The following is a 23,324-nucleotide window of genomic DNA, read 5'->3' as shown; positions in this document are numbered from 1 at the left end:
AGGAATTACTTTGTAATCCCTTCCAGATACAGCAGAAAACCATACTGCAGCGCCACGTCCTTCAGCGCCCTGAATCTTCCGGAAGCACCGCCGTGGCCTGCTTCCATATTGGTTTCCATCAGCAGCAGGTTATCGTCCGTTTTCATCTCCCGGAGTTTGGCCACCCATTTAGCCGGCTCAAAGTACTGCACCTGCGAGTCATGCAGACCGGTGGTGATCAGCATATTGGGATAGGCTTTCTTTTCCACATTATCATAGGGTGAATAGGATTTCATGTATTCGTAGGAATCCTTGTTCTTGGGGTTTCCCCATTCGTCGAACTCCCCGGTGGTCAGCGGAATGGTTTCATCCAGCATGGTGGTTACCACATCCACGAACGGCACTGCGGCCACGATCCCATGCCAGAGGTCCGGGCGCATGTTCACGATGGCGCCCATGAGCAATCCGCCGGCGCTGCCGCCCATGGCGTAGAGATGCTCCCTGCCGGTGTATTTTTGCTGAACAAGATATTCGGCACAGTCGATGAAATCCGTGAACGTATTGATCTTTTTGAACATTTTACCGTCCTCATACCAATGGCGGCCCATCTCCTGCCCTCCGCGGATGTGCGCGATGGCATAGCAAAACCCGCGGTCCAGCAGGCTGATACGGTTGGAATTGAAGGTAGCATCCATGGAATTGCCATAGGAGCCATAACCATACAGCAGTAAAGGCTGCTGTCCGTTCTTTTCAAATCCTTTTTTATACACCAGCGATATGGGCACCTGTACCCCATCCTTCGCCTTCGCAAAAAGCCTTTCCGTCACGTAGTTCTTCGGATCATACCCGCCGATCACCTCCTGTTGTTTCTTCAGTTCCTTCTCCTTTGTTTCCATGTTATAGTCATACGTGGAGAAAGGTGTGGTGAGCGAGGTATAGCTGTAGCGGAGTACTTTGGCGTCCATTTCCGGGTTGACGGAGGAATAGGCGGTATAGGCCGGCTCTCCGAAGTCCAGGTAATGCTCCTGCTGCGTACCGGTATTCATCACCCGTATCTGCGTCAGCCCGTTCTTCCTTTCGCTCAGCACCAGGTAGTCGTTGAACACATCGATGCCTTGCAACAGCACATCCGCGCGATGCGGCACTACTTCTTTCCAGTTGTCTTTGGACGTTTTGTCCAGCGGGCATTCCATCAGCCGGAAGTTCTTCGCGTCCTGGTTGGTAACGATGAAGAACTTGTCCCCGCGGTGATCGATATCGTACAACATATCTTTCTCCCGGGGATGGAAAACGCGGAAAGCGCCATCCGGCCGGTCTGCATCCAGGATGCGGTATTCGGAGGACAGGGTGCTGCCGCTGCCGATCACGATGTATTGTTTTGATTTCGTTTTGTACACGTAGGTGCTGTAGGTTTCATCTGCTTCGAAGAATACGGTTTTATCCGTAGCCGCATCCGTTCCGAGCAGATGTTTTTCGATGCGTTCGGAACGCAGCGTGGTGGGGTTCTTACGGGTATAGAACAGCGTTTTGTTATCATTCGCCCAGGTGGAACCGCCGGTGGTTTCGGGAATGGCATCGCTCATCAGTTCGCCGGTTTCCAGGTTCTTGATATAAATAGTGTATTTGCGCCGGCTCACGGTATCCACGCCATAGGCCAGCAGCTTGTTATCCCGGCTCACGTTCAGGCCCACCGCGCTGAAATAGGCATGGCCTTTGGCCAGGTCGTTCACATTCAGGATGATCTCTTCGGGCGAGGAATCGCTGCCTTTTTTCCGGCAATAGACCGGGTATTCTTTTCCTTCTTCGTAGCGGGTGTAATAGAGATAACCATTGGAAAAATAAGGCACGCTTTCATCTTTTTCCTTGATGCGGCCTTTCATTTCTTCATACAGCTGCTCCCGCAATTCCTTTACGGGCGAAAGCATGGTATCCAGGTATTTGTTTTCCGCTTCGAGATAGGCGATAACCTTGGGGTTTTCCCTTTCGTTGAGCCAGTAATAATTATCGATCCGGGTATCTCCGTGGATCGTCATTTCCTTTTTGATCTTTTCCACTGTTGGCGGCGCCACGTTTATCTTTTCCAATTTCTTTCCGTTTGTATTGCAGGCCGTTACGGCCACGATAATGATAAAAGGGGTAATATGTTTCATAAAGCAGGATTAGGATAGCTAAATTTAACGAATTAAAGGATACGCATCTTTTCCGCATCCCAGTCTATCGCTTTTTTCCTGAAATAGCTCTCATTTGCCGCCAGTGCGGGGCCTGCGGCGCGGAGGCCGAAGGTGGCATCCTCCACCACGGGCTTTCCGGAACGGATGGCCTCGAAGAAATTCACGAAGTGGTCGTACCGGTCATCATACCCGGCAGGCGCCCGGAAAGCGGATTCTTCGGTTTTAACGGCGGCCTGGTCTGCCGCGCTGTATTTCGCATTGTACTGTTTAACGAAAGCTTCCTGCTGTTCCTTCGTGAAGGTGTTGTAGGTGTCCCAGCCGCCATAACCCGGCGCTACGGGCAGTTTATGCTGCTTTATCCGGAAGTCGTTCCAGCCCAGTTCCAGCACCCCTTCCGTACCGATAAGACGGGTGTATTCCGATCCGCCGCCACCGTCCGCGAAATTCACCCGCAGCGTCATCTGGAAAGCGGGATGCTCCGGTGTTTCCCGGTAATCGAAAATGGCGACCATGACATCCGGCACATCCCGACCGTCTTTCCACTGGACCAGGTTGCCTGAGGAGAAGATGCGGCTGGGGCCTTTGGAGCCGATCATGAAATGCAGGCCCGTAATGAGATGTACGAACAGGTCGCCCGGAACGCCGGTACCGTATGCCTGGTAGTTGCGCCAGCGGAAGAAGCGCACCGGATCGAAAGGCACTTTGGGGGTGTCTTTCAGAAAAGTATCAAAATCGATATTTGCCGGGGTGGCGTCCGTGGGAATGGAATATTGCCAGGCGCCGAGGGCGCTGTGCCGGTCTATTTTCGCTTCCACCAGGTTCAGCTGCCCGATATCCCCTGCGAGATACCGTTTGCGCGCTTCCGCCAGGGCAATGCTGCTGACGCGCTGGCTGCCTACCTGCAGCACCATTTTAGTCCTTTGCTGTGTGGCGATCACCTGGTGCCCTTCTTCGATCTGCTGCACCATGGGTTTCTCGCAGTACACATGCTTTCCTTTCTCCATCGCGGCGATGGCCTGGGTATCGTGCCAGTGGTCCGGCGTAGCGATGATCACGGCATCGATATCCTTTCTCTCCAGTATTTCGCGGTAATCGCGGGTGGTAAAGAGGTGATTGCCATACACGGTTTTTGCCTTTTCGAGGTGCCCGTTATACAGGTCGGCTACGGCCACCAGTTCTACGCCCGGCACTTTCAGGGCGCAGTCGACGTCGCCGAACCCCATGATGCCCATGCCAATACCGGCAATACGAATTTTATCATTGGAGGCAATGGCTTTGTGCTGTTTGATGAGGTATTGCCGGGCGGGATCAGCTGCCAGGCCGCTGAAAGGCGCCGCTCCCATGAGTGCTGCGGCACTGCCAAGCTGTTTGATGAATTTTCTGCGGGAATTACTGGACATGTGTAAAACGTTTTGATGAGCAGGAAAGCAAACAAGTTAGCAAAAAAAAGAAAACGGGAAGTATGCGGACTTTATGAGCGGCAGGTCGCGCAAAACATTATAAAGCGGTTCCCCGGCGTGTATCGGTTGGGATCGGCTGGAACTGATCACAGGAATTGATCAACTGGAACTGATCAGCCGGAACTGACCGCCCGGAATAAAGAAAGGTTGTACCGGTTTTCCCGATACAACCTCTTTTGCATTGCCTATAGTACAGTAATTAGTTATGCTTCAGAAGTGAGGCCGGCCACCATGAACTCGCGGTTAAGCCGCGCGATATTGGTGAGCGAGATGCCTTTCGGGCATTCTGCTTCGCAGGCGCCGGTGTTGGTGCAGGAACCGAATCCTTCCTTGTCCATTTGCGCAACCATGTCCATTGCTCTTTGCTTGCGCTCGGGATGTCCCTGGGGCAACAGTGCCAGCTGGGATACCTTGGCCGAAGTGAACAGCATGGCGGAAGAGTTCTTGCAGGCTGCTACGCAGGCGCCGCAACCGATACAGGCTGCTGCCGCGAATGCTGCATCCGCATCGTGCTTGTCGATAGGAATGGCATTGGCGTCTACCGCGTTACCGGTATTTACGGAAATGTAACCGCCTGCCTGAATAATGCGGTCAAAGGAGGTGCGGTCCACCGTCAGGTCTTTGATGACCGGGAAAGCTGCCGCGCGCCAGGGCTCTACCACAATGGTATCGCCGTCGTTGTACGCCCGCATGTGCAGCTGACAGGTAGTGGTTTCATTCCAGGGGCCGTGTGCACGGCCATTGATATACATGGAGCACATGCCACAGATACCTTCACGGCAGTCGTGGTCAAATGCGATAGGATCTTTTCCTTCGTTGATCAAACGCTCATTCAGCACATCGAACACTTCCAGGAAGGACATATCCTTCGAGACATCTGAAACCTGGTAGGTCTCAAACCGGCCTTTGTCCTGTGTGTTCTGCTGGCGCCAGACTTTTAATGTGAGCTTCATAATTATTAATCTTAATCGTGAATGGAAAGCTGGTTTATTATTTGTAGCTGCGCTGTGTCGGATGAACGATATCGAACGTCAGTGCTTCCTTGTGCAGTTCGGAGCTGCCCGGGCCTTTGTATTCCCATGCGGCTACGTATGCATAATTGTCGTCATCACGTTTTGCTTCGCCTTCTTCGGTCTGCGATTCTTCGCGGAAGTGCCCGCCGCAGGATTCGTTCCTTTCCAGTGCGTCTTTGCACATCAGTTCGCCCAGTTCAAGGAAGTCTGCCACGCGGCCTGCTTTTTCCAGCTCGGGATTGAACGCGTGCTGTGAACCGGGGATGCGTACGTTCTTCCAGAATTCAGCCCTTAATGCCTGTATTTCTACGATCGCTTCTTTCAGTCCTTTTTCATTCCTGGCCATACCGCATTTGTCCCACATGATCTTGCCGAGGGCTTTATGGAAGTGGTCTACCGAATGCTGGCCCTGGATGCCCATGAGGGTATCCAGTTGCTGCTGTACGGCTTTCTCTGTTTCCACGAAAGCGGGATGGTCCAGCGGCAGGGGTTTGGTATGGATCTCGTCTGCCAGGTAATTACCAACGGTGTACGGGATCACGAAATAACCGTCTGCCAGTCCCTGCATCAGCGCTGATGCGCCGAGGCGGTTAGCGCCGTGATCGGAGAAGTTGGCTTCACCGAGGGCGTAGAGGCCCGGTACGGTGGTCATCAGTTCGTAATCCACCCAGAGGCCGCCCATGGTGTAATGCACCGCGGGATAAATGCGCATCGGGGTTTCGTATGGATTTTCGCCGGTGATCTTGGCGTACATATCGAAGAGGTTGCCGTATTTCTCGGCCACTACCGCTTTACCCAGTTTGATGATCTCTTCCTGGCTGGCGTTGTCATCGCCTTTTTTGCTGGCCTCGATCTTGCCGTACCGTACGATAGCTTCGGCAAAATCGAGGTACACGGCCATTTTCGAAGCGCCTACGCCGTAACCTTCGTCGCATCTTTCTTTTGCTGCGCGGGAGGCTACGTCACGGGGAACGAGGTTACCGAAGGCGGGATATCTTCTTTCGAGATAATAATCCCTTTCATCTTCGGGTATATCGGTGGCTTTGCGGTTATCGTCCTTTTTCTTGGGTACCCAGATGCGCCCGTCGTTACGCAGGGATTCTGACATGAGGGTCAGTTTGCTCTGATGGTCGCCGGAAACGGGGATGCAGGTCGGGTGGATCTGCGTGAAGCAGGGGTTGCCGAAGTATGCACCGCGTTTGTGCGCTTTCCAGGCGGCGGTAACATTGGAGCCCATGGCGTTGGTAGACAGGTAGAATACGTTGCCATAACCGCCGCTGCACAGGAGCACGGCGTGGCCGAAATGTCTTTCCAGCTTGCCGCTCACCAGGTCCCGGGCAATGATGCCGCGGGCTTTGCCGTCCACCATTACGATGTCCAGCATTTCATGGCGGTTGTACATTTTCACGTTACCAAGGGCTACCTGGCGCTGCAGGGCGGAATAAGCGCCGAGCAACAACTGCTGACCGGTCTGCCCGGCGGCATAGAACGTACGCTGTACCTGCGTACCGCCAAAAGAGCGGTTGCTGAGCAATCCCCCATATTCACGGGCGAAAGGCACACCCTGCGCCACGCACTGGTCGATGATAGATGCGCTCACTTCGGCAAGGCGGTACACGTTGCCTTCACGGGCGCGGTAGTCACCACCTTTTACAGTATCATAAAAAAGACGGAATACGGAGTCCCCGTCGTTCTGGTAATTCTTTGCGGCATTGATCCCGCCCTGTGCAGCAATGCTGTGCGCGCGGCGGGGACTATCCTGGAAACAGAAAGCTTTCACCTTGTAACCCAGTTCAGCGAGGGAAGCAGCGGCGGAAGCGCCGGCGAGACCGGTGCCTATTACGATCACTTCCAGTTTCCGTTTATTGGCGGGATTCACCAGCTTCACGGTGCTTTTATATTTGCTCCACTTGGTTTCCAGCGGTCCGGCAGGAATTTTTGCGTTCAACATAATATCCTTGCTTTATCAGATTTGTTTAAGAAAAATAACAACGGGGATCACTGCAAAACCTGCCGGGATCAGTATTCCGAAGAAATAAACACCGACGAAATTGAGCATGCCGTTGTACTTTTTATGGTTCAGGCCGAAGGTCTGGCAGGCGCTTCTGAAACCATGGATCAGGTGGAAAGACAGTGCGATCATCCCTATCACATACAGGACCACGATCCATAACTGTTCAAACGCGAAATACACCACTTCATACAGATCGCCTACTTCTTCAGCAGCACCATAGCTGACCGTGTTGATATCGCCATAATGCATGGCCCACCAGAACTGGGAGAGGTGAATGACAATAAAAATGAAGAGGATACTGCCCATGATAGCCATTTGACGGCTGAACCAGGAGGAGGTTTTGTTACCTGGCTTCACCGCGTATTTAACAGGACGGGCCTTGCGGTTCTGAACGGTAAGCACAATGGCAATCACAGCATGCAGGACGATGATGATCTTCAATCCCCAGGCCAGGAACTGGATCAGCGCGTTGTGCCCCATGAAAGCCGCATAGGTATTAAAGGCTTCACCCCCATCGTCTTTCAGCAAAGAGATGTTCCCGGCCAGGTGTACGATCACGAACGCGCACAGGAAAAAACCGGTAGCACCTACCAGCAACTTTCTACCAATGGAGGTATTAAAGAATTGCGACCATTTCATAAGATACGTTCTAAGCTTCCTTTAGTGTTGATGAAATAAGTGAAATGTCGGGCAAATATAAAACATGAAAAATTAAACCCAAATGATATTTATCACGAAAAAGCCCTATTCAAGGCGGCGCATCATCCAGTTATCCACAAGATTGAACAGGTGTTGGGGCAAAAAAGTCCGCCATTTCGGCTCATCCAGCAGGTGTGCGTAGTTATCCAGCCGTTCCCGCTCAAATTCTTCCCGGGTCTGCACCGGCATATTCAGGACCACGATCCAGCCGCCTTCGTCACGGATATCGTCCCACCACTCCTCGTAATAACAGTCATCCGAGGAATAGAAATTCAGGACGTTTTCGCAAATGAGCACAAACTTCCGGATACCGTGGCTGATCAGCAGGTCGATAATATCACGCTTGAGCGTCATAATGTTGTTCTCCACCGCATCGTTCCATTCCCCGATCATTTCGATGATGGCGTAGTTGAACTGGTAATCCGCAAACAGGATCTTCATGTAGAGGTTGGGGGCGCCGAAATCGTCCCATTGCGGATGAATATAATAGTTGTAAACGGTATTGGTAAACTCGAACTCACTATATTCACGGCCATAGAACGGCGACAGCTCATCCTCTTCAGCTGTGTACAGATGACGCCAGTTGTAAAAAGGTTCTATGTCGTGCATGCTCTGTCAAACGCTTGTTAATGGCAATTTAATAAATTTTTATTTACGGCTTTCCACTGCTCTCTTTACGCTGCCGAACTCCAGCAGCAAGGTTTTGGCTTCTTCATACTCTGCCAGCTGCAGTTGTTCCATGACCATTTTTACGCCGCGGTCCACCAGCTTTTCGTTACTGAGCTGCATGTTGACCATTTTATTGTCTTCCACCCTTCCGAGTTGTATCATCACAGTGGTGGAGATCATGTTCAATACCAGTTTCTGGGCGGTGCCGCTTTTCATGCGGGTGCTTCCGGTCACGAACTCCGGGCCTACGACCACCTCTACGGGGTAATCCGCATACGCGGACACGGGCGATCCGGGGTTACAGCTGATGCTGCCGGTGATGATGCCCTGGCTGCGGCAGGTCTGCAAGGCGCCGATAACATATGGCGTGGTGCCGCTGGCGGCAATGCCCACCACAACGTCTTTATCGCTGATATTATACTGCAGCAGATCACGCCAGCCCTGTTCCATATCATCTTCCGCATTCTCTACGGCCCTGCGGATGGCAGAATCCCCTCCCGCAATAAGCCCTACTACCAGGCCTTGCGGCACACCGTACGTAGGCGGGCATTCGGATGCATCGAGGATACCCAGGCGGCCGCTGGTTCCGGCGCCCATATAAAAAAGACGCCCGCCGGCCAGCATTTTGTCGGTAATAGCGGCAGTCAGTTTCATGATCTGCGGAATGGCTTTTTCAACAGCCAGGGGAACAGTCTGGTCTTCTTTATTGATATTGGTCAGCACTTCCCGGATACTCATGGTTTCCAGGTGGCGGTAATCGCTTGTTTGTTCTGTTACTTTCGTGAATGTCATAAGTTTTTTATTCTTCCTCGTGAAACTCGGTCAGCCCATCCATCGGGTTTTTAAGCACGTTGCCGAGCTGCAGCTCATACAGGTGGCACAGCTCTTCGAGGATGTCGCGGAAATGCCAGGCTACGCTTCCGGTGAAGTGCAGCGGCACGGTCCAGCTTTCGCTGTATTTGTAAATATGATTAAAGAAAAACTCGTTCAGCCCGTCTTCCAGGATGTTTTCGATCATGTAGTGGTCCCTGTTTTCGGAGAGAAAGGGTGTAAAAGAGGCCAGGTAACGGTTAGGCAAGGGTTTGCGGTACACGTTCTCCAATATCTGGTCTTTATTCACCTTGAATTTTTCCTCAAAGCGGAAGCGCATTTCATCGTCGAAGGTCTGGTAAAGATAATATTGTACGATCTTTTTTCCGAGGAAAGCGCCGCTGCCTTCGTCCCCGAGTATGAAACCCAGACCGGGATTATTCTTGACAATAGTGGTGCCGTCGTAGTAACAGGAATTCGAGCCGGTGCCGAGGATACTGGCCACGCCCGGCTCACGGCCACAGAGTGCTCTGGCGGCAGCCATCAGGTCATGGTGCACCGTTATGCCGGCGCCGGGCCATACTTTCTGCAGACTGGCTTTTACCATCGCTACATTCTGCTCATTGCCGCAGCCGGTGCCATAAAAGAACACCTCCTCCGGCACTGCCCCGGCCATTTGCGGTAACAACTCCGTCCGCACCGTCTCCTCAATCTGGAGACCGTCCATGAAATAAGGGCTCATCCCCTGGGAATGGAACGTGCTCCTGTCCTTACCGCTCATCAGGCGCCATTCTGTTTTTGTAGACCCACTATCCGCTACCAGCTTTACTTTCGAAGGCATTACCGATCGTTTATGAAATTAAAGATTAGATGTAGATGTTTTGCTGCCGAATATGCTATTTTTGTCCACAAGTTAAGCAAAAGGGGTATTCCCGTCAACGTTTTAAATATTCATATGTCCGAGAACAGGAAGCTAAAAGTGTTTTTGCCTTTGCTATTTGCCCTTGTACTTGCGCTGGGCATGTACCTGGGGCACAAGATGCCGGCTGCGCGCAACAGTGATTCCGCCATCTTTTTCAATAACCGTAGAGGATCGTTGCAGGAAGTTATGGACCTGCTGAAATATAAGTATGTGGATACGCTGGACCTTGCCGATGCGCAGGAGGAAGCGATCGAAGGGCTGTTATCTCACCTCGACCCGCATTCCGTTTACATTCCGCCTGCCAATGTGCAGGAAGTGAATGAGGACCTTGACGGGAATTTTGAAGGGATAGGTGTGGAATTCAACATCATCCGCGATACGGTGAATATCCTCAATGTGATCTCCGGCGGCCCTTCCGATGCGGCGGGCGTACTGACCGGCGACAAGATACTGGCCGTGGACGACAGCATACCGGTAGCCGGCAGGAACATCACGCCGGACAAGATCCGCAAATTGCTGCGCGGGCCCCGCAATTCCATCGTGAAAACAAAAATGCTGCGCGGCAACAAGGAACTGGACGTGATCATAAAAAGAGGCGTCATTCCCCTGTACAGTATCGATGCAAGCTATATGACCGCTCCGGCTACGGGTTATATCAAGATCAGCAAATTCTCCGCCACGACCTATACCGAGTTCATGGAAGCCATGCGGAAGCTGCAAAAGCAAGGCATGAAAAATCTCGTGATCGACCTGCGCCAGAACGGCGGCGGCTTTCTCGATGCGGCGGTGCGGCTGGCAGATGAATTGCTGGAAGACAACCTGCTGATCGTTTATACCCAGGGGAAAAGTTACCCGCGGCAGGATTACAAGTCCACCCGGCCGGGCCTTTTCGAGAAAGGCGGTTTATCCATCCTGCTGGATGAAGGTTCCGCATCCGCCAGCGAAGTACTGGCCGGCGCTATTCAGGACCATGACCGCGGTACCATCGTCGGGCGGCGGAGCTTTGGAAAAGGATTGGTACAGGAACCGTTCGACCTGAGCAATGGCGCCACACTGAGGCTCACCATTGCCCGGTATTACCTGCCATCCGGCAGAAGCATCCAGAAAAGTTATCAGAATGGCCGTGAAGCCTATGAAGAAGATATCGCCAACCGCTATTCCCATGGCGAGTTCCTGAACCGCGACAGCATCCACCCGATAGATACCGTGCCTTACAAAACGGACAAAGGCAGGACCGTTTACGGCGGCGGCGGCATCATGCCGGATATATTCATTCCTTTTGATACCACCCGTTACTCCGCTTTACTAACGGACCTGTACACACGAAATGTATTCGGGGATTTTGTATATGAATATTATACCGCTCATGCCGGTGATTTTTCTTCGTACAAGGATGCGGAATCCTTTAACCGGCAATTCCATACAGACGATGCCCTGTTGCAGGCATTCCGCGCGCACGCCTCCCGTATGGGGATAGCCATGTCCGGCATGAATGCGAAAGACGAACTGGAGATCAGGACAAGGTTGAAAGCCCTCCTGGCCAGGCAATTATGGAGAAGTGAAGGCTTTTACATGGTGATCAACAGTATGGACCCGGTGATATCCCGGGCGGTAGAGGAGCTGAACAAGACCAATTGACCACAGCGATCATAAAAAAGAGGGTGTATCTGACCATCACGGATACACCCTCTTTTTATGCGGAGCCTGACGAAGCCCCGTCTTTTTCTCAGGCTTTCGCCCGCTCTTCCGGATCAAAATACAGGATGCCGCAACTGATCACCAGCCAGTAGCTCAGCATGGCGATCAGCACAAAAGTATCCATCAGGCCCCAGTCACTGAAAGCCATAATGATCCCGAAAGGCAGCAATGTGAGCAGAGCAGCCACGGGCAAGAGCCAGCGCCGCAGCAACCTGCCTTCCATGCCGCGCATCAGCAAAAAATGTGTAGCCAGGCAAAGCAGGAACCAGCTGGGCAGGGAAAACAGGAATCCGACAAAGAACAGGGGAAAGATCAGCACCCATCCTGCGGAAACGATATTGGCGGGACCATCCCTGATACCGGTCATTTCATAGCAATAATTCAGCAAAACAGTGAGTAACGGCGCTACCCCAACGGCGGTAAACCACACGCGGGTAGCAAACCACATGGCTTGTGACATAGGTGTAAGGTTTAAGTTCACAGGCAAAAAAGGGTTATTTATTTCATGTTAAAAATAATGAATATATCGTATCTGAAAATGACATGAATGTGGGGCATTATCATAAAAAAAATCCCCTTCCGGTGACGGAAGAGGACGGATACTTTCTTTACCTGCTAATATTAGTGCTGGTGAGCAGCGCTGTCAACAGTAGCAGCGGAATCAACCGGAGCAACGGTAGTAGAATCTGCGGGAGTTTCTACAGGTGCAGTTTCAGTCGGAACTGCTGACTCGTTGGTAGCAGTAGAATCGCCGGAAGTAGAAGTTGCGCTGTTGCAAGCTACGAACATGCCGGTAGCGAGTGCTAATACGAATAATTTTTTCATGATGATCTGATTGTTTTAAATCGCCGCAAAGTTATCTAAAAATCCTCAAATACAAAATAAATTTTTATATAAAAAGCATTGATCTACTTCTTTCTGAAGAATATCCGGATGGGAACTCCCTGGAAATTGAAGTTTTCCCGCAGTTTGTTTTCAAGGTAATTCCTGTAGGGTGTTTTGATGTCATCCGGCAGGTTGGCGAAAAATGCAAAAGACGGTATGTGGGTAGGTAATTGCGTTACATACTTGATCTTGATAGCGGTGCCCCTCACCACGGGGGGACGGAAAGTTTCCACCGCTTTCAGCATCACTTCGTTCAGCTTGGAGGTCTGCACCTTGCGCTGGCGGTTCTCGTACACTTCCAATGCCGTTTCCACGGCTTTGAAGATCCTTTGCTTTTCGATGACGGCGCCGAAAACGATGGGCACATCAGTGAACGGCGCGATCCTGTTCCGCAGCTCCTTTTCATAGTCGCGGGCGGTATTGGTTTCCTTGTCCACCAGGTCCCACTTGTTCACAAAGATCACAATGCCTTTCCCTTTGCGGGCGGCGAGTGCGAATATGCTGAGGTCCTGCGCCGTAATGCCTTTTTCAGCATCCAGCAGCAGCAGGCAAACGTCTGCTTCATCCAGCGCCTTGATGGCGCGGATCACGGAATAGAACTCCAGGTCCTCATGCACTTTGGCTTTGCGGCGGATACCCGCGGTATCGATCAGTACAAAATCTTTCTGAAAGAGCCTGTAGCGGGTATGAATGGTATCCCTTGTTGTACCGGCCACCTCGGACACGATATTCCGCTCCTCTCCGATCAGCGCGTTCAGCAAAGACGATTTGCCGACATTAGGCTGGCCGATGATGGCGATCTTGGGGATATTATCCTCGTCTCCGCCGGCCTGGTCTTCCTCCGGGATCAATGCTGCGATCTCGTCCAGCAACTCGCCGGTACCGCTGCCTGACATGGAGGAGAGAAAATGTACATGTTCGAAGCCCAGGCCGTAGAATTCCGCGGCTTCCATCTGGCGCTCGTGATTATCCACTTTATTCACAACGAGGTACACCGGTTTGCTGGAACGGCGCAGCAGGTCCGCCACGTCTGCGTCCAGGTCCGTGATACCCGTGGTCACATCGCACATAAAGAGCAATACATTGGCCTCTTCCATGGCGATCTTCACCTGTTTGCGGATCTCCCGTTCGAACACATCTTCGCTTCTGGCTACAAATCCGCCGGTATCGATCACATTAAAGGTTTTGCCATTCCAGTCGGCAATACCGTACTGCCGGTCGCGCGTAACGCCGCTCACGTCATCCACAATGGCCTTCCGCTGCTCCAGCAGTCGGTTGAACAAGGTAGATTTTCCCACGTTGGGGCGCCCTACGATGGCTACTGTAAAACCAGGCATGTTATTGTTTTTTAAAATTGTCGTTAAATCAGTCCGTATTCCCGGAGGTAGAGATCGTTATCCCGCCATTTGCCGCGTACTTTCACATGCAGCTCCAGGAATACCTTACGGTCCAGGAACTTTTCGATGTCTGCACGGGCCTGTGAGCCTATCTCGCGAATGGACTTGCCCTTCTCCCCGAGAATGATGCCTTTCTGCGTCTCGCGGGTCACCACGATATCCGCGGATATCTTGGTCAGTGTCTGCTTTTCCTGGAACTGGGTGACCACTACAGCTGTATGGTACGGTATTTCTTCTTCAAAGAGATGGAATATCTTTTCACGGATCATTTCCGCCACAAAAAAGCGTGTAGACCTGTCCGTTAGAGTGTCTTCAGGATAGAACGGCTCGCTTTCGGGCAGCAGGCTGACGATCTGCTGCATCAAAACGTCCAGTCCTTTTTTCTGCAGGGCCGATATCGCTACTACGGCCTTGGCTTTGCCCCAGGCGTTGCAGCGTTCCAGCAGCTTGTCCAGCTCCTCCTGCATCAGGTTGTCCATTTTATTCACCACCAGCAGGCAGGTGGCTTTGAGTTTCAGGGAGCTGAACAGTTCCAGGCATTCTTCCAGATTGTCGCGTGCATCCATGAGCAGGAGCGCTACGTCCGCATCTTCCAGCGCGGAACGCACGGCGCCCATCATTTTTTCGTGCAGCTTGTATTTCGGATCGATGATGCCGGGGGTGTCCGAAAACACGACCTGGTATCCCGGTTCCGTGAGGATGCCGGTAATGCGATGCCGCGTTGTTTGCACCTTCGGGGACACAATTGCCAGCTTCTCGCCCAACAAAGCGTTGAGCAGGGTACTTTTTCCGGCATTTGGCTTACCGAAGATATTTACGAAACCGGCGCGGTGCATACGATCTTTTTTGTTTTCAGCACAGGTGCAATTTAGTACAAATAAAAAAAGCCGAATTAGCTTCGGCTTTTTTAGTTTTTTGAAGAAGTGATGATTGGTATCTCTGCTTCTCTCTGGTAGCGAGGAGAGGATTCGAACCCCTGACCTTCGGGTTATGAGCCCGACGAGCTACCTCTGCTCTACCTCGCAATGTGGGTGCAAAGGTAAGCGAAAATTCAACGCAACCAAATCTTTTTGCGCATTTTAAGAAAAAAAATTTTTCTATCTGCTTGAAAAGCAAGGCCTGCGGCAGCTTTCAGAGATCCGGTTCCTTTTTCTCCCGCCAGATGTTAAAACAGCCATTACCATTCATCTTTGCATTTTGCATGGGCAGGATGACCTTCGATGTTCAACCGAATACGCCAACCATGCCGGCTTCATCTACACAGCCGGATGACCTTCGATGTTCAACCGGTTACACCAAACATGCCGGCCTCATCTACGCAGCCCGATGACCTTCGATGTTCAACCGGATACGCCAAACATGCCGGCCTCATCTACGCAGCCGGATGACCTTCGATGTTCAACCGGTTACACCAAACATGCCCGCTTCATCTACTCAAACCGCAGTTCTTCTTCCGGTTGCGGCACATCGGGAATGGTCGCTTTTTCCTCTGTGGCGGACCTCCCCCCGCCGGACAGCAATTTCAATCCCGTCACGCGCAGTTTCAGGGATGTGGCCGGCGTACCGGCGGCAGTGTTGTACAACTCAAGATGCGGTGTGCCCTCTACGAACACATACGTACCCTGCAACAGGTAAGGCCCGACGCCGTTAGGCGCCCACATCGCACATTCCGCCCAGATCGTACGCTCCTGCTGTACACCCTGCGCATCCTTGTAGCGCTCATTATGCGCAACATTGAAATTCAGAACGGCCCTGCCGTTCACCTGCTTCTCCACGGCATTCCTGCCCAGGTAGCCAATGATTTGAAGTTTGATCATCTGATAATGATTGTTTTGGTTAACAAATAAATTCCTCAAAATGATCTCTGCTGATATTAAAAACATGGAGAAGTATGTCATCGGGCAACAGCAATAAAGTTAGCAAAAAAACTGAAACGAAAAAAAAATCCGCCATTATTCCTTCCATCGGTCTACCTTTACACTGGAAACAGGATTCAATCCCTTTTTCACCTCGGGGTGCCTTACTATCAGGCTGAGATCAGACCCGTTGAACCTGGACCGGGTAATGCCGGTTAGGAAAGGTAAGCGATCATTTTCCTTACCTCTTTATGGCGATAGTTGACAGTGCTGCATTGATGTGCAGTTGCTGCTATTTCGTTATTCGAAATATGTGAATAAAAAAGGAAATACGATGAAGCCTTGCATAGCATATGTGTATGCAGGGCTCCATCCGGCTACAAAAAAGAGATAAAATATTAACAGATGAAAAGAATGATGCTTCTGGCGTTGCTCGGGCTCTCCACGCTCGTTCACGCCCAAACGGTCATCACCGGTACGGTAACGGACAAGTCATCCGGACGGCCCCTGCAGGGCGCTACCATCACCCTCTCCAAAGGCGGCAGCACTTATACCGATGCAAAAGGACAATACCGCCTTGCCGCTCCGGCCAACGGCGCTTACATCATACAGGCCAGCTTCCTCGGATACAAGACCCTCCGCCAAACAGCTTCGGAAAAAACACAATATGATTTCGCACTGGAAGAAACCGGGCTTTTCGTAAAACCGGTAGAGATCGCCAGTCTCCGCGCCGGAAGGGATGCGCCATTCACCAGGTCCGAACTGAACAAAGAGGCCATTGCGAGCCAAAACCTCGGGCAGGACCTTCCCATGCTGCTGAACCAGCTTCCTTCCGTGGTGACCAGTTCAGATGCGGGCGCGGGCGTTGGATACACCGGCCTGCGGGTGCGCGGATCGGACATCACCCGCATCAATGTGACCGTCAACGGTATTCCCGTTAACGATGCCGAATCACAGGGCACTTTCTTTGTGAACATGCCGGATTTTGCTTCCTCCGTCAACAGCATACAGCTGCAACGCGGTGTAGGCACGTCCACCAACGGAGCCGGGGCCTTCGGCGCGTCGCTCAACCTCAGCACCAATGAGTACAACGAAACCGCATACGGCGGGATCGATAACAGCTACGGCTCCTTCGATACCTGGAAACATACGGTCAAAGCCGGCAGCGGCCTGATCAACGGGCATTTCACCCTGGACGCGCGCCTGTCCAAAATATCCTCGAACGGGTATATCGACAGGGCTTCTTCCGATCTCCGCTCCTTCTACACCTCCGCCGCCTACATCTCCGCTAAAACAGCCATCCGCCTGAACGTTTTTTCCGGAAAGGAAAAAACCTACCAGGCCTGGAACGGGATAGACTCGGCCACTTTGCGCAGCAACCGGACCTACAACCCCAGCGGCGCCAACAAACCCGGCGAACCGTATGACAACGAAACGGACAACTATCAGCAGGATCACTACCAGCTCTTCCTGAACCAGTCCATCAACAGTCAACTCAACTTCAACATCGGCCTGCATTACACCCGCGGCCGCGGATACTACGAGAATTACCGTGACGGGGAAAGCTACGCGGATTTCGGTGTGGAAGATCCCATATACAACGGCGCGCCCGTTGCCACAACGGACCTTATCCGCCAGCTGTGGCTGGACAATCATTTCTATGGCGGCGTGTTCTCCTTCAACCGCACAGCCGGCAAATTCAACTGGAGCCTGGGCGGCGCACTGAACCGGTATGACGGCAAGCACTACGGTAAAGTGATCTGGGCGCAGCACGGAGGTTTTGATAAAGACCGGAAATGGTACGATCTGGATGCCTTCAAAACAGACGCGAACATCTACTGGAAAGGGGAACTATCGGTAACGGATAAACTGAAAATATTCGCTGATGTGCAATACCGTCACGTCAACTATGAACTGAACGGCTTCCGTAACAATCCTGACATCTTCCAACACCAATACTACAATTTCTTCAACCCCAAAGGCGGCTTGTCTTTCAGGCTGAATGAACAGCAGCATGTGTATGCTTCCTATGCCATCGGCAATAAAGAGCCTAACCGGGATGACTTCGAAGCGGGACTGGAGGAAGTGCCCAAACACGAAACACTGCGCAACCTGGAAGCCGGTTATGTGCTGCAAAACAGCAAAGCCGGACTGCAGGCCAATGTGTACTACATGAATTATCGTAATCAACTGGTGCTGACGGGCAGGATCAATGACGTCGGCGCTTACGCGAGGACCAATATCCCGAAAAGCTACCGCCTTGGGCTTGAGCTGAATGGGCATTACAACCTGCTCACACAGCTCACCCTGGCGGGAAACATCGCTTTCAGCCGCAACCGCATCTCCGGTTTTACGGAGTACCTGGACGACTGGGATAATGGCGGGCAGAAACCGGTAACATATGAGGATACGGATATCTCTTTCTCTCCCGATCTGGTGGCCGGGTACACGGTGAGCTACCGGCCGGTGAGCGGCCTTACGCTCGACTGGGTGGGCAAATACGTGGGCCGCCAGTTCCTGGACAATACTTCCAGTGAAAAGCGCAGCCTGGATGCCTTTATTGTGAACGATGTACGCATCAACTATACCGTGCCGCAGCAGTTCTTCCGGTCACTGGGACTTCAGCTGATGCTGAATAATATTTTCTCCGAGAAATATGAGCCGAACGGTTATACGTACGGGTATATTGATGGTGGTGTTGTGAAAGCGGATAACTACTATTTTCCGATGGCTGGCTTCAATTTTATGGCGGGAGTAAAGATCGGTCTGTAGCAAGGCCGGTTTACCCGGTATAACAAGTGAGCGTGCCAAAAGCAAAACCGATCATGCAGATGAAAACTTAAACAGGCAATACGCAAAAGCGGGGCCGTCTAGAAATCCAGACGGCCCCGCTTTTTTACGAATGTTTTATTTCACGAGCCTGTCTATCGCCATATGCACCTTCTCAAACGGAAAGCCTTTTAAAACCTCATCCATCTGCGCTTTCACAGCATCGTTCATCAAATTGCCGATACTGCCTTCGTGCGTATGCCGCAGGTCTGTATCCGGTGAAAAATTCCCTTTCTCGATGTCTATCCCTACCTGTTTATAAGCCTCCCGGAAAGGCGTGCCTTCCAGCACCAGGCGGTTCACCACTTCCACGCTGAAAAGGTATTGGTATTTATCATCTTTCAGGATATCGTCTTTGATGCGGATGTTCTCCAGCATAAGCCTGCTCATCTGCAAACAATTGCGCAGGGTAGTGAACGCGGGGAACAGGTTCTCTTTCAGCAGCTGCAGATCGCGGTGGTAGCCGGATGGCAGGTTCACCGTCATCATGGCTATTTCGTTGGGCAGTGCCTGCAATTTGTTCGCATGCGAGCGGATGAGTTCCCATACATCCGGGTTCTTTTTATGCGGCATGATGCTCGAGCCGGTGGTCAACTCATCGGGGAAGCTGATGAAACCGAAGTTCTGGTTCATGAACAGGCAGGCATCCATAGCCATTTTGGACAGCGTAGCGGCGATGCCGGCGAGGGCAAAGGCTACGAGTTTTTCCGTTTTGCCGCGGCCCATCTGGGCGTACACCACGTTATAATTGAGTGATTCAAATCCCAGCAGTTCGGTGGTCATCGTACGGTTCAGCGGGAAGGAAGAGCCGTAGCCGGCAGCGGAGCCGAGCGGGTTCTTGTTTACCACTTTGTAAGCCCCATGCAGCATCAGCAGGTCATCAACAAGACTTTCCGCATATGCGCCGAACCATAACCCGAAGGAAGAAGGCATAGCGATCTGCAGATGCGTATAGCCCGGCAGCAGGTGATGTTTATACGCTTCGCTTTGCGACTGCAGCAGATCAAATAATATTTTGGTTTCCTGCACGGTGGATTCCAGCTCACTGCGCAGGAACAGCCTGAGGTCCACCAGCACCTGGTCGTTCCGGGAGCGGCCGCTGTGTATTTTTTTGCCGGATTCTCCCAGCCTGCGGGTCAGCAGCAGCTCTACCTGTGAATGTATATCTTCCACCCCCTCTTCCAGCACAAAATCACCGGCGGCGATCTCGCTGTAGATATGCTTCAGCTCCTTTTGCAGCACGTCAAGCTCCGCTTCGCTGAGCAGGCCGATGGATGCCAGCATGGTGATATGCGCGAGCGAGCCCTGCACATCGAACTTTGCCAGGTAAGCATCCATTTCCCGGTCCCGCCCCACGGTGAATTGCTCTACCGCGGCCAGCGCCGCTTTATCTTTTTGCCATAGTTTCATCCGTCAATAGTTTATTTTTTTACGGGTCAGCTGGTACTTCGCATTAACATGACCCTGTGATAAAATGTATCATGCTCAATTTCATCACAGTATTTTTTAAAGATCGTATTTCGCAAAGATCCTTTCCTTTATTTCCGGCCACTCTGCTATCAGTATGGAAAAGTACACCGAGTTGCGCAGCCATCCGTTCCAGGTGATCATATGATGCCGCAATATCCCTTCCTGCCGGCAACCGATGCCCAGCATGGCGTTACGCGATCTTTCATTCCTTTCATCCGTTTTCAGCTCCACCCTGTTCAGGCCCATTACTTCAAATGCATGCAGCAGCATGGCATATTTCATCGCGCGGTTAAGGCCGGTACGCTGGAAATCCGGATGTATCCAGGTGTAACCGATCTCTGCTCGTTTATGCGCGGGCGTTATGGCGGCAAAACGTGTGCTGCCTGCTACCCTGTTGTTCGTTTTATCAATCACCGTGAACGGAATGGAAATGCCCTGCTCCCGCTCCTTCAACGCCGTCTGCACATATTCCTCCAGTTCTTTCCGGTCCCGGATGCAGCCGGCGCCAACTTCCCACAGTGAAGGCTCCAGGGCTACAGCTTCCAGCGCATCCATATCAGATGCCTGCATGGGCCGCAGCAGTACGCGTTTATTTTCCAGTACCGGTTCAAAATTCATATCAATCCGGATAACAAGTTAATATAAGTATCGATGCCCTGGCGGATCTCGTCAAGATAAATGAATTCATCCGCCGTATGTGAGCGGGCGGAATCACCGGGCCCGACCTTTACCGAGGTCGCCGGGATCAGTGCCTGATCAGATGTGGTAGGCGAACCGTACAGCTGCTTCCCCAGTTTCAGGCCTTCCAGCACCAGCGGATGGTCTTTCGGAATGAAGGAAGGGCGCATGCGCATGGAACGCGGCGTTACATCGCACCGCACGTTGGCGCGGATGATATCCAGCATCTCTTCCAGTGTATATTGGTCCGTTGCGCGCACATCCACCACAAAAGAACATTCCGCAGGCACCACATTGTGCGCTTTATTGGACGTCTGGATAACGGTCACGCTCATTTTCACGGGGCCCAGCGCTTCGGAAACCTTCGGAAACTGAAAGGTCCGGAACCATTGTATGTCATCCATCGCTTTGTACACCGCATTCTCTCCTTCGTCACGGGCGGCATGCCCGGCTTTGCCATGCGCCACACAATCCAGCACCATCAATCCCTTTTCGGCAATGGCGAGATCTGTTTTCGTAGGTTCGCCTACGATGGCCAGCGCTGGCTCCGGCAGCAGATGCAGGATGCTTTCGATGCCGTTCACGCCACTGATCTCTTCTTCCGCGGTAATGGCCACCGCAATATTGTATGCCATGCCTTCCTGTTCATAAAAATGGAGGAAAGCGGCCAGCAGGCTGACGAGGCATCCCCCGGCATCATTGCTGCCGAGGCCATACAGTTTGCCGTCTGCGATGTCCGGGGAAAAAGGGTCCCGGGTGTATTGCGGGTTCGGTTTAACAGTATCGTGATGGGAATTGAGGAGGATACAGGGTTTCGCAGGATCGAAATGTTTGTTGACGGCCCAGATGTTGTTGCCGTGCTGCTGCCAGGGAACCCCTTTTACCGTCAGGAACTGGCCGAGTATCCGGGCGGTGTCCTGCTCTTCCCTGCTGAAAGAAGGTGTGGCAATCAGTTGTCTTAAAAGCTGTACGGCATCATCATAGCGTTCTTGGTTCCACATAGTTAGCATATTAGCGTGCCTGCTACGGCATCGGTCGTATTTTTGCGCAGATCGCCGGCATGGCCGATCAGCACTTCTTTCACACCGCTTTCAATAGCGGCAAAAGCATTGTCCAGCTTCGGCAGAATGCCGTCTGACAATACGCCTTGTGCAAGCAGGTCCTGGTAGATTTCGCGATTGATCAGGCTGATCACGGCATCATCATCCGATGCATCCCGCAATACGCCCTTTTTTTCAAAGCAATATACTAAACGGACCTTATAATGAGAAGATAAAGCAATAGCCAGTGAGGATGCGATGGTATCCGCATTCGTATTCAGTATCTGTCCATGCCCGTCGTGCGTAAGCGGGGAGAATACCGGGGTGATACCCGCATCCAGCAACAGCTTTACCGGCTGCACCTGTACCGTTTCCGCGGGAATATCGCCTACAAAACCATAGTCGATGTCTTTAACGGGACGTTTGACTGCGGGGATGATATTGGCGTCCGCGCCGGTCAGTCCCAATGCGTTGCAGCCCTTCGCCTGCAGTTTGGCCACCACCTGCTTGTTCACCAGTCCTCCGTACACCATGGTCACCAGGTCGATCGTTTCCGCATCGGTGATCCTGCGGCCGTTCACATACTGCGAAGTGATGCCCAGCTTGTCACCAATGCGGGTGGCTATCTTGCCGCCGCCATGGACCAGCACCTTCTTTGCGGGGATCGCGGCGAGGTCCGCCAGGAACTGCTCCAGCAAAGCAGGATGGTCAATGACATTGCCGCCTACTTTTATTACATAGACCATTTAATGATGTTTTAATATCTCGCTCAGCACCGCCTGCGCCGCCCATACGCGGTTGCCCGCCTGCGGGATGACGATGGAATTGGGCCCGTCCAGCACTTCATCCGCGATCACCACATTCCTTCTCACCGGCAGGCAGTGCATCACCTGGGCATTATTCGTGCCTTTCAGCGTTTCATTGGTCACCATCCAGCTTTGGTCTGTGCAGATGATATTGCCGTAATCGCTGTAGGAAGACCAGTTCTTCACATACACGAAATCGGCTCCTTCCAGTGCTTCGCGCTGATCATAGATCACGGGCGCATTGCCGCTGAACCTGGGGTCCAGCTCATATCCTTCCGGATGGGTGATCACAAAGTCCACTTCATCCCAGGCGTTCATCCATTGCGCGAAAGAGTTGGGAACGGCCTGCGGCAGCGCTCTTACATGCGGCGCCCAGGTCATCACCACTTTGGGTTTGCGTGGCTTCGCCCAGCGCTCCTTGATGGTGATCACGTCCGTGAGGCTCTGCAGGGGGTGCAGGGTGGCGCTTTCCAGGCTAACCACCGGCACACCGGCGTATTTGATGAACTGGTTGATATATTTTTCCGTGTAGTCCTCTTCCTTGTCTTTCAGACCGGGAAAGGTGCGGATGGACAGGATGTCGAAATACTGGCCCATCACCGCGGCGGCTTCTTTCACATGCTCGGTGGTATTGCCGCTCATGATGGCCCCGTCATTCATTTCCAGCGCCCAGCCTTCCTTGTCGATGTTGAACACTACCGCTTCCATGCCCAGGTTCTTCGCGGCCACCTGTGTGCTCAGGCGCGTACGGAGGCTGGGGTTCAGAAAGATCAGACCGATGGTCTTATTGCTGCCAAGGGCTTTGTCTTTGTATGGATCCTTTTTGTAGTTCAGTGCAATGTCCGCGATCTGCGGGACACCTGGCACATCGGCCACGGAAATAAATTGTTTCATCCGTTCATATTTAATTTTACGGGTCGGATGGAGC

Annotated in this window: 20 protein-coding genes, 1 tRNA gene and 1 riboswitch; of the genes, 2 read left to right on the top strand and 19 right to left on the bottom strand. The window is 52.3% G+C overall.

Going from position 1 to position 23,324, the window contains the following annotated elements; genetic code table 11:
* Positions 1-5 precede the first annotated feature (5 nt).
* The 8 genes from FW415_RS09330 to FW415_RS09295 form a co-directional block, all read right to left on the bottom strand.
* Positions 6-2,129, bottom strand: coding sequence for a S9 family peptidase (locus FW415_RS09330; RefSeq protein WP_148384087.1), 2,124 nt, complete (start codon positions 2,127-2,129; stop codon positions 6-8).
* 32 nt (positions 2,130-2,161) lie between these two features.
* On the bottom strand, positions 2,162-3,550 hold the full coding sequence (locus FW415_RS09325; protein ID WP_148384086.1) for a Gfo/Idh/MocA family protein: 1,389 nt from the start codon (positions 3,548-3,550) through the stop codon (positions 2,162-2,164).
* Between the two features lie 263 nt (positions 3,551-3,813).
* Positions 3,814-4,563 (bottom strand): succinate dehydrogenase/fumarate reductase iron-sulfur subunit, encoded by a 750-nt coding sequence (locus FW415_RS09320; RefSeq protein WP_148384084.1) that lies wholly within the window; start codon positions 4,561-4,563, stop codon positions 3,814-3,816.
* Positions 4,564-4,600: 37 nt separating this feature from the next.
* Complete coding sequence (locus FW415_RS09315; RefSeq protein ID WP_148384082.1) at positions 4,601-6,574, bottom strand: fumarate reductase/succinate dehydrogenase flavoprotein subunit; 1,974 nt, start codon at positions 6,572-6,574, stop codon at positions 4,601-4,603.
* Between the two features lie 15 nt (positions 6,575-6,589).
* Entirely contained in the window at positions 6,590-7,276 is a 687-nt protein-coding gene (locus FW415_RS09310; protein WP_148384080.1) for a succinate dehydrogenase cytochrome b subunit, read from the bottom strand.
* A 105-nt stretch (positions 7,277-7,381) separates the two neighbouring features.
* Entirely contained in the window at positions 7,382-7,945 is a 564-nt protein-coding gene (locus FW415_RS09305; RefSeq protein ID WP_148384078.1) for a hypothetical protein, read from the bottom strand.
* Positions 7,946-7,984: 39 nt separating this feature from the next.
* Complete coding sequence (murQ, locus tag FW415_RS09300) at positions 7,985-8,797, bottom strand: N-acetylmuramic acid 6-phosphate etherase (protein WP_148384076.1); 813 nt, start codon at positions 8,795-8,797, stop codon at positions 7,985-7,987.
* Positions 8,798-8,804: 7 nt separating this feature from the next.
* Positions 8,805-9,656, bottom strand: a complete 852-nt coding sequence (locus tag FW415_RS09295; RefSeq protein WP_148384074.1) for an N-acetylglucosamine kinase — start codon at positions 9,654-9,656, stop codon at positions 8,805-8,807.
* A 114-nt stretch (positions 9,657-9,770) separates the two neighbouring features.
* Between FW415_RS09295 and FW415_RS09290 the strand changes: the two genes are divergently transcribed.
* The gene (locus FW415_RS09290; protein ID WP_148384072.1) at positions 9,771-11,375 is read left to right on the top strand and encodes a S41 family peptidase; all 1,605 of its coding nucleotides are present in this window, start codon (positions 9,771-9,773) and stop codon (positions 11,373-11,375) included.
* A gap of 88 nt (positions 11,376-11,463) precedes the next feature.
* Here the strand turns inward: FW415_RS09290 and FW415_RS09285 are convergent, their stop codons facing one another.
* The 6 genes from FW415_RS09285 to FW415_RS09260 all read right to left on the bottom strand — a co-directional run bounded on the left by FW415_RS09285 (position 11,464) and on the right by FW415_RS09260 (position 15,534).
* The gene (locus FW415_RS09285) at positions 11,464-11,895 is read right to left on the bottom strand and encodes a hypothetical protein (RefSeq protein ID WP_148384070.1); all 432 of its coding nucleotides are present in this window, start codon (positions 11,893-11,895) and stop codon (positions 11,464-11,466) included.
* 161 nt (positions 11,896-12,056) lie between these two features.
* Complete coding sequence (locus FW415_RS09280; RefSeq protein ID WP_148384068.1) at positions 12,057-12,260, bottom strand: hypothetical protein; 204 nt, start codon at positions 12,258-12,260, stop codon at positions 12,057-12,059.
* Positions 12,261-12,343: 83 nt separating this feature from the next.
* A complete protein-coding gene (der, locus tag FW415_RS09275) occupies positions 12,344-13,657 on the bottom strand; it encodes a ribosome biogenesis GTPase Der (RefSeq protein WP_148384066.1) in 1,314 nt (437 codons plus the stop codon).
* Between the two features lie 23 nt (positions 13,658-13,680).
* Positions 13,681-14,553, bottom strand: a complete 873-nt coding sequence (gene era, locus FW415_RS09270) for a GTPase Era (protein WP_148384064.1) — start codon at positions 14,551-14,553, stop codon at positions 13,681-13,683.
* 114 nt (positions 14,554-14,667) lie between these two features.
* A tRNA-Met gene (locus FW415_RS09265) sits at positions 14,668-14,742 on the bottom strand.
* A 405-nt stretch (positions 14,743-15,147) separates the two neighbouring features.
* Positions 15,148-15,534, bottom strand: a complete 387-nt coding sequence (locus FW415_RS09260; protein ID WP_168208742.1) for a single-stranded DNA-binding protein — start codon at positions 15,532-15,534, stop codon at positions 15,148-15,150.
* Between the two features lie 184 nt (positions 15,535-15,718).
* Positions 15,719-15,812: riboswitch (TPP riboswitch) on the top strand.
* Positions 15,813-15,978: 166 nt separating this feature from the next.
* Here FW415_RS09260 and FW415_RS09255 point away from each other — a divergent pair.
* Positions 15,979-18,345 carry a TonB-dependent receptor gene (locus FW415_RS09255; protein WP_148384060.1) on the top strand — a complete coding sequence of 789 codons (2,367 nt, stop codon included), beginning with the start codon at positions 15,979-15,981 and terminating at the stop codon, positions 18,343-18,345.
* Between the two features lie 135 nt (positions 18,346-18,480).
* Here the strand turns inward: FW415_RS09255 and argH are convergent, their stop codons facing one another.
* The 5 genes from argH to FW415_RS09230 all read right to left on the bottom strand — a co-directional run bounded on the left by argH (position 18,481) and on the right by FW415_RS09230 (position 23,290).
* The gene (gene argH / locus FW415_RS09250) at positions 18,481-19,812 is read right to left on the bottom strand and encodes an argininosuccinate lyase (RefSeq protein ID WP_148384058.1); all 1,332 of its coding nucleotides are present in this window, start codon (positions 19,810-19,812) and stop codon (positions 18,481-18,483) included.
* A gap of 96 nt (positions 19,813-19,908) precedes the next feature.
* A complete protein-coding gene (locus FW415_RS09245; RefSeq protein WP_148384056.1) occupies positions 19,909-20,490 on the bottom strand; it encodes a GNAT family N-acetyltransferase in 582 nt (193 codons plus the stop codon).
* The gene (locus tag FW415_RS09240) at positions 20,487-21,551 is read right to left on the bottom strand and encodes a M20 family metallo-hydrolase (protein ID WP_148384054.1); all 1,065 of its coding nucleotides are present in this window, start codon (positions 21,549-21,551) and stop codon (positions 20,487-20,489) included. Before FW415_RS09240 ends, FW415_RS09245 begins: the two co-directional genes overlap by 4 nt.
* A 2-nt stretch (positions 21,552-21,553) precedes the next feature.
* Positions 21,554-22,336 carry an acetylglutamate kinase gene (gene argB, locus FW415_RS09235; RefSeq protein WP_148384052.1) on the bottom strand — a complete coding sequence of 261 codons (783 nt, stop codon included), beginning with the start codon at positions 22,334-22,336 and terminating at the stop codon, positions 21,554-21,556.
* A complete protein-coding gene (locus FW415_RS09230) occupies positions 22,337-23,290 on the bottom strand; it encodes an N-acetylornithine carbamoyltransferase (protein ID WP_148384050.1) in 954 nt (317 codons plus the stop codon). It abuts the gene before it with no gap.
* Between the last annotated feature and the right edge of the window lie 34 nt (positions 23,291-23,324).

Source organism: Chitinophaga sp. XS-30 (assembly GCF_008086345.1).
Classification (GTDB): Bacteria; Bacteroidota; Bacteroidia; order Chitinophagales; family Chitinophagaceae; genus Chitinophaga.
This window is presented reverse-complemented; position numbering and strand designations above follow the sequence as displayed.

Bases quoted from the DNA above. Each gene is read 5' to 3' on its own strand.
- FW415_RS09330 (WP_148384087.1), bottom strand. From the start codon at position 2,129: ATGAAACATATTACCCCTTTTATCATTATCGTGGCCGTAACGGCCTGC.
- FW415_RS09325 (WP_148384086.1), bottom strand. From the start codon at position 3,550: ATGTCCAGTAATTCCCGCAGAAAATTCATCAAACAGCTTGGCAGTGCC.
- FW415_RS09320 (WP_148384084.1), bottom strand. From the start codon at position 4,563: ATGAAGCTCACATTAAAAGTCTGGCGCCAGCAGAACACACAGGACAAA.
- FW415_RS09315 (WP_148384082.1), bottom strand. From the start codon at position 6,574: ATGTTGAACGCAAAAATTCCTGCCGGACCGCTGGAAACCAAGTGGAGC.
- FW415_RS09310 (WP_148384080.1), bottom strand. From the start codon at position 7,276: ATGAAATGGTCGCAATTCTTTAATACCTCCATTGGTAGAAAGTTGCTG.
- FW415_RS09305 (WP_148384078.1), bottom strand. From the start codon at position 7,945: ATGCACGACATAGAACCTTTTTACAACTGGCGTCATCTGTACACAGCT.
- murQ (WP_148384076.1), bottom strand. From the start codon at position 8,797: ATGACATTCACGAAAGTAACAGAACAAACAAGCGATTACCGCCACCTG.
- FW415_RS09295 (WP_148384074.1), bottom strand. From the start codon at position 9,656: ATGCCTTCGAAAGTAAAGCTGGTAGCGGATAGTGGGTCTACAAAAACA.
- FW415_RS09290 (WP_148384072.1), top strand. From the start codon at position 9,771: ATGTCCGAGAACAGGAAGCTAAAAGTGTTTTTGCCTTTGCTATTTGCC.
- FW415_RS09285 (WP_148384070.1), bottom strand. From the start codon at position 11,895: ATGTCACAAGCCATGTGGTTTGCTACCCGCGTGTGGTTTACCGCCGTT.
- FW415_RS09280 (WP_148384068.1), bottom strand. From the start codon at position 12,260: ATGAAAAAATTATTCGTATTAGCACTCGCTACCGGCATGTTCGTAGCT.
- der (WP_148384066.1), bottom strand. From the start codon at position 13,657: ATGCCTGGTTTTACAGTAGCCATCGTAGGGCGCCCCAACGTGGGAAAA.
- era (WP_148384064.1), bottom strand. From the start codon at position 14,553: ATGCACCGCGCCGGTTTCGTAAATATCTTCGGTAAGCCAAATGCCGGA.
- FW415_RS09260 (WP_168208742.1), bottom strand. From the start codon at position 15,534: ATGATCAAACTTCAAATCATTGGCTACCTGGGCAGGAATGCCGTGGAG.
- FW415_RS09255 (WP_148384060.1), top strand. From the start codon at position 15,979: ATGAAAAGAATGATGCTTCTGGCGTTGCTCGGGCTCTCCACGCTCGTT.
- argH (WP_148384058.1), bottom strand. From the start codon at position 19,812: ATGAAACTATGGCAAAAAGATAAAGCGGCGCTGGCCGCGGTAGAGCAA.
- FW415_RS09245 (WP_148384056.1), bottom strand. From the start codon at position 20,490: ATGAATTTTGAACCGGTACTGGAAAATAAACGCGTACTGCTGCGGCCC.
- FW415_RS09240 (WP_148384054.1), bottom strand. From the start codon at position 21,551: ATGTGGAACCAAGAACGCTATGATGATGCCGTACAGCTTTTAAGACAA.
- argB (WP_148384052.1), bottom strand. From the start codon at position 22,336: ATGGTCTATGTAATAAAAGTAGGCGGCAATGTCATTGACCATCCTGCT.
- FW415_RS09230 (WP_148384050.1), bottom strand. From the start codon at position 23,290: ATGAAACAATTTATTTCCGTGGCCGATGTGCCAGGTGTCCCGCAGATC.